The organism is Pseudonocardia sp. McavD-2-B (assembly GCF_024124365.1).
Taxonomy (GTDB): domain Bacteria; phylum Actinomycetota; class Actinomycetes; order Mycobacteriales; family Pseudonocardiaceae; genus Pseudonocardia; species Pseudonocardia alni.
The window spans coordinates 1-4,182 of sequence record NZ_JAMXSG010000383.1; the positions used below are offsets into that span (position 1 = coordinate 1).

Genomic DNA, 4,182 nt, shown 5'->3' on the forward strand with positions numbered 1-4,182 from the left:
TGGCACGGCGCGCCACGCTGAGCGGCGCGCCGGGGTGTCAGGGGGCGGGCGGTCAGCCGCCGTCCGGTTCCCCCTGCGACCCGCCCAGCGGCTGCTCGGCGACCTGGCCGGTCCACGCGGCACGCGCCCCGGAGTCCCCGATCCGTACCGTCGTCACCACCGCCCCGACCGCGACGACGACGGCCAGCACGGCCACGACCACCGTCATGACGGTCCCGCCGGGCGCCGTCCCGGCCGGGACCTCCGGGGCCCCGCCGCCGTCCGTCGCGGGGACGCGACGCCCGGCCCGGACCGCCACGACGTGCGCACCGCGACCACGACGGCGACCACGGCCGGCCCGGCGACCCACGGCACCAGCCCGTCGCCCAGTTCGGCGTGGGCCCGGGTGAGCGGGGTCCGCGGCAGTCGGTGCTCCAGCCATTCCCCCGCCTCGGTGGTCACCGGGACCAGGGCCAGGGTGGCCGCGGCGAGCACCACGGTCGGCCAGACCAGACGCACCCGTGGCGCGGGCCGGCCGCGACCAGCACCGGTCCGAGGGCGGTCAGCGGGACCAGCACCACGACGCCGTGCACCAGCGGGATGTGCGCCGGCAGCCCGACGATCGTCGACTCCACACCGGCGACGCCAGGACCGGCGTCACCGCTCCGGACAGTGGACTCAACAGATCCTCACCGGGTTCTCACCCGGGACTCACAGCGGCAGGGGATGATCTCGCGGGCACGACACGAGGAGAGCGGTCCATGGACGCCGTTACCACCGGGATCGACGCGGTCCCGATCACCACGTGGCAGTTCGTGACGGGGTTCGTCCTCGCCGGTGTGGTGGTCCTCGTGCTGGTCGTCCTGGGGGTCCGGCGGGCCGGGCGGTCCCGGTACCGGTCGCTGCGGATCCTCGCCCGGCTGGGCGCGGCGGGCGTCGTCGCGGTGGTGCTGCCGGCGAGCGCCCTGGTCGGGGTGAACGCCGGTCTGGACTACCTGCGGACCGTCGGCGACGTGGCCGGGACCGGACCGGCGGAGGGGATCGGGGTCGCCCAGCTGCTGCTGAGCCGGAAGGTCCCGGCGACCGGTCAGGTCGTGCAGATCCCAATCCCGGGGACGGCGTCGCACTTCGCGGCCCGGCCCGCGGTCGTGTGGGTGCCGCCCGCCTGGTACGAACGGCCCCGGCCACAGCTGCCGGTGATCGTGCTGCTGCACGGGACCCCCGGCCGTCCGGTGGACTGGGTGGACTCCGGGGGCGCCGCCGACGTCGCGAACGCCTGGGCCGCCCAGCACCACGGGGTGGCACCGATCCTGGTGATGCCCGACGTCAACGGCACCTACACCGCGGACTCCGAGTGCGTCGACACCCCGACGGCGAAGGTCGAGACCTACCTGACCCGCGACGTGCCCCGGGTGGTGAGCAGGCTGCTGGGGACGCGGCCGCCGGGGCCGTCGTGGGCGGTGGCGGGGTTGTCCGAGGGCGGCAGCTGCGCGGCGATGCTGGCGCTGCGCCATCCCACGGTGTTCGCCACGTTCGGTGACTACGCCGGACTGCTCGGCCCGCGGGTCGGGGACTCCAACGGCGGAGTCCCGGACACCGTCGCCGGGCTGTTCGGCGGGTCGCAGACCGCGTTCGCCGCACACGACCCGGCGACGCTGCTGGCCGCGAACCGGGCCCCCGGGATCGCCGGCTGGTTCGAGGCGGGTGACGCCGACACCGATCCGGCCGCCGCCGCGCACACGCTGTCGGCGGTGGCGACCCGGGCCGGTGTCGAGAACCGGCTGGTGATCGTGCCCGGGGGCGGGCACGACTTCGACCTGTTCTCCCAGGCCCTGTCGGACTCCTATCCGTGGCTCGTGGGACGGGTGTCGGTCCCCGTGCCCTGAACCGGGGTCAGGGGGCGCCGAAGCCGGCCGCCCCGAGGACCTGACGGCCCTCGTCGCCGTTCACGAACTGCACCCACTTCTGCGCCGGCTCGGCGTTCTTCGTGTTCTTCAAGACGACGATCGGGTACTGGTTGACCGCCTCCGACGCCTGCGGGATGTCGACGCCCTGCGCCTGCCCCGTCGACGCGGCGACGTCGGTCCGGTAGACGACCCCGGCGTCGGCGTTGCCGGTGGTGACCTTCTGCAGCACCGACTTGACGTCCTGCTCCTCGGAGACGGGCGTGATGTCCACGCCGGCGGCCTTCTCCACCTTCTCCGTCGCCGAGCCGCACGGCACCTGCGGGGCGCAGACCACGGTCCGCAGGCCGGGCCTGCTCAGGTCCTGCAGCGACGCGATCTGCTTCGGGTTCTGCGGCGCGACCGCGATCTGCAGGGTGTTGGTGGCGAAGACCTCGGGCTGCCCCTGGGCGTTGCCCGCGTCGGTCACCTTGGTCATGTTGTTCTGGTCGGCCGAGGCGAACACGTCGGCCGGGGCGCCCTGGTTGATCTGCTGGGCCAGGGCCGAGGACCCGGCGAAGTTGAACACCACGTCCGTGCCCGGGTTGGCGGCCTCGAACTTCTTCTCCAGGTCACCGAACGTACCGGTCAGCGACGCCGCGGCGAACACCGTCAGCGTGCCGCCCTGCGTCTCGCCGCCCGGCTGCGCGGCGGTCCCGCCGCCCCCGGCTCCCCCGCCGCAGCCCGCCGGCGCGAACAGCGCCGTCACCGCCAGCGCGGCGCCGGCCACTCGTCCTCGGATCCTCACGAACACCCTCCCGGGATCGACTCCCCGCGCCGTTCGCCGATCACGAACTGCGGCTCGGCGGGCATCCTATGCACGCAGTCACCGGTTACGCATCCCTGATCGGCACGCAGAACCGGATCTCCGCCGTGCGGCTCGAATGTGGACTCTCGGTGATCGCTCAGCGCCCTCTGGGCTTGCTCTGCGCAACGACCGGAAGGGGCACCCGCGGTGGCGGATCGTGCCGCCACGACGCAGGAGACGGTGCATGGCGCTGGAGACGCTGGTCCCGCCGGGGGCCCCGACCCCGGGGACGACGGCGGTGGGGCGACCCGCGGGCGGGACCGGTCCACTCCGGGTCCGGCGGTGCGGCGATGAGCGCGGTCGAGACCACTGTCGAGATCGCACCGGAGCCGTCGCGGCGTCGCCGCCGCAGGCGTCGGGCGGGTGCCGTGCCGGGGTGCTCGTGGTGCTGCTCGGCGGCGCGGGCGCCGGGGTGGGCGCCGTGACGTCGGCTGCGCCCCCGGTACCGGGCCGGTCGAGGCGACCGCCGAGCGGGCCCGCGACCACGGGCTGAACTGGCTGGTCACCGGCCTGGAGCAGCTCCAGTGCGCCGTGGACGCGCCATCCGAGGGCGGTACCCCGGCCGGCGGGATCCCGCGGGCTCCGGGTGCGCTGTCCGACCCGGCGACGACGCCGCCGGTCGCGGCGGGCGCGGGGGTCGCGGCGGTCGCCCCGCTGCCCGGGAGGGCGCGTGGTGCGGTCGTGACCGGGCGGGGGCCCCGTCCCGGGACGGTCAGTCCTCGGGCGGGGCCTCGCCCAGCTCGTCGGCCTCCGCACCGGCGGCGGCGATCTCCTCCTTGACCACCCCGTAGGCGACCCCGGGCCCGTAACCCTTGCGCGCGAGCATGCCGACCAGCTTGCGGGCGCTGGACTGCCGCTCTTCGCGGCTCCCGACGGGCAGGCTCCGCAGCCGCCGTACGACGAGCTCGCGGGCCCGGTCACGTTCGGACTCGTCGTCGATGCCGGTGAGCGCCTCGTCGGCGATCTCGCGGTCGACGCCCTTGCGGTGCAGCTCCATCGCGATCGCCCGCTTGCCGAGGCCGCGGTGGCGGTGGCGGGACCGGACCCACTGTTCGGCGAAGGCCTGGTCGTCGACGAGTCCGACCTCGTCGAACCGGTCGAGGACGCGGTGCGCGACCTCGTCGGGGATCTCCTTGCGACGCAGCGCGTCGCCGAGCTCCTTGACCGTGCGGGCGCGGTCGGTGAGCAGGCGCAGGCAGATGTCGCGGGCGCGGGTCTCCTGCTCCTGCGGTGTCTCGACGCGTGGGGTGACGTCCTCACCCCGACGTCTCCCCCGGCCACGGCCCTCTCCGCGGCGCCGGCCACGGGGGGTGGTGCTCTCCTCGACCGGGTCCGGCCCGGTGCCCTCGGGCACGGCGGCCGTGGCGTCCCGGTCGGTCGCGCCTGCCGCGGCGGCCGGACGCCGACGCGGGGTCGCGCGGTCGCGACGGGGTCCGCTGCGGCGGGCGCCCC

5 protein-coding genes are annotated in these 4,182 nt (G+C 75.5%); 1 reads left to right on the forward strand and 4 read right to left on the reverse strand.

Annotated elements, in window-relative coordinates:
• Window positions 1–52: 52 nt before the first annotated feature.
• Complete coding sequence (locus NH602_RS28765) at window positions 53–208, reverse strand: hypothetical protein (RefSeq protein WP_253069448.1); 156 nt, start codon at window positions 206–208, stop codon at window positions 53–55.
• Window positions 205–498, reverse strand: a complete 294-nt coding sequence (locus tag NH602_RS28770; RefSeq protein WP_246352660.1) for a hypothetical protein — start codon at window positions 496–498, stop codon at window positions 205–207. The genes NH602_RS28765 and NH602_RS28770 overlap by 4 nt, the downstream gene beginning before the upstream one ends.
• A gap of 242 nt (window positions 499–740) precedes the next feature.
• Here NH602_RS28770 and NH602_RS28775 point away from each other — a divergent pair, with 242 nt between their 5' ends.
• Window positions 741–1,865 carry an alpha/beta hydrolase family protein gene (locus tag NH602_RS28775; RefSeq protein ID WP_253069449.1) on the forward strand — a complete coding sequence of 375 codons (1,125 nt, stop codon included), beginning with the start codon at window positions 741–743 and terminating at the stop codon, window positions 1,863–1,865.
• Window positions 1,866–1,872: 7 nt separating this feature from the next.
• Here NH602_RS28775 and modA read toward each other — a convergent pair whose 3' ends face one another.
• Both modA and NH602_RS28785 read right to left on the reverse strand, forming a co-directional pair.
• Complete coding sequence (gene modA, locus NH602_RS28780) at window positions 1,873–2,652, reverse strand: molybdate ABC transporter substrate-binding protein (RefSeq protein ID WP_253069450.1); 780 nt, start codon at window positions 2,650–2,652, stop codon at window positions 1,873–1,875.
• A 790-nt stretch (window positions 2,653–3,442) separates the two neighbouring features.
• On the reverse strand, window positions 3,443–4,182 hold a 740-nt coding region (locus tag NH602_RS28785), incomplete at its 5' end, for a regulatory protein RecX (protein ID WP_308292890.1).